The sequence below is a fragment of the Bifidobacterium sp. UBA6881 genome (genome assembly GCA_002451435.1).
GTDB lineage: Bacteria > Actinomycetota > Actinomycetes > Actinomycetales > Bifidobacteriaceae > Bifidobacterium.
This window is the reverse complement of sequence record DKCF01000059.1, coordinates 1-1,418: the sequence shown is the minus strand read 5'-3', so window position 1 is coordinate 1,418 and position 1,418 is coordinate 1. Positions and strand designations below refer to the sequence as shown.

At 64.5% G+C, this 1,418-nt stretch carries 1 protein-coding gene; it reads left to right on the top strand.

All coding sequences use genetic code 11. The annotated features are described in order from the left end of the window. Window positions 1-1,418, top strand: a 1,418-nt coding sequence (locus B3C64_RS04650; RefSeq protein ID WP_291534066.1) for an ABC transporter ATP-binding protein, incomplete at both ends; no start/stop codon positions are given.

The window sequence follows — 1,418 nt, the reverse complement described above, 5'->3', positions numbered from 1 at the left end:
AGCCAGTCCTTCCCGCAGATGTTCTCTTCCGCGATCTCCGCCATCGCGGCGCTGGTCTCCATGCTGTGGCTGTCGGTTCCGGTGACGATCTTCGTGCTCGCGTTCTCCGCGCTCATCTTCTTCGCCGCACGCGCCATCGTCTCCCGTTCCGGCCATTACTTCGTCAAGCAGCAGATGTGGATCGGCGACGTGAACGCCTTCGTGGAAGAGGCCGTCAACGGCCAGAAGGTCATCAAGGTCTTCAACCATGAGGACTCCACGCAGAAGACCTTCGACGAGAAGAACGACGAGCTGTTCCACGCCTCCGCCGAAGCGAACACCTGGGGCAACGTCACCATGCCCGTCGTCGGCAACATGGGATACATCCTTTACATCCTGCTCGCCATCGCCGGCGGTTCCATGGCGCTGTCCGGCGTGGGCAACTTCGGACTCTCCGGAGCCGGCACGCTCACCCTCGGCACGCTGATCTCCCTGCTGACCCTGTCCCGCTCCTTCGTCAATCCGCTTGGCCAGGTCTCCATGCAGTTCAACATGGTGATGATGGCGCTCGCCGGCGCCTCCCGCATCTTCCAGCTCATGGACGAGAAGCCCGAGGACGACGGCGGCACCGTCACGCTCGTCAACGTCGAGCTTGGCGAGGACGGCCGCACCATGACCGAAGTCGACCACGAAACCGGCCACTGGGCTTGGAAGCGCGAGGAAAGCGACGACGGCACCCGCTCCCTGAAGGCCGCGCAGTCGTTGAGCCCGAAGGCCGCGGAAGTGGCGATGAAGGCCCGCGAGAATGCGATCACCTCGCCGGACGGCCGTCTGACGCTGCTGCGGGGCGACGTGCGATTCACCGACGTGACGTTCGGATACAACCCCGACAAGCCGGTGCTGCACGACATCACCTGGTTCGCCAAGCCCGGCCAGAAGATCGCGCTGGTGGGCGCGACCGGCGCCGGCAAAACCACGGTGACCAACCTCATCAACCGCTTCTACGACATCCAGGAAGGCATGATCCTGTATGACGGCATCTCCGTCAGCGGCATCCGCAAGCCCGACCTGCGCAAGTCGCTCGGCATCGTGCTGCAGGACGTGAACCTGTTCACCGGCACCGTGATGGACAACATCCGCTACGGCAAGCTCGACGCCACCGATGAGGAATGCATCGCCGCGGCCAAGCTCACCAACGCGGACGGATTCATCCGCATGCTGCCGAACGGCTACCAGACGGTGCTGGAAGGCGACGGATCCGGCCTGTCGCAGGGCCAGCGCCAGCTGATCTCCATCGCGCGCGCCGCGGTCGCCGACCCGCCGGCCATGATTCTCGATGAGGCCACCTCGTCCATCGACACCCGCACCGAGGAAGTGGTTCAGGCCGGCATGGACAACCTCATGAAGGGCCGCACCGTGTTCGTCATCGCGCACCGCCT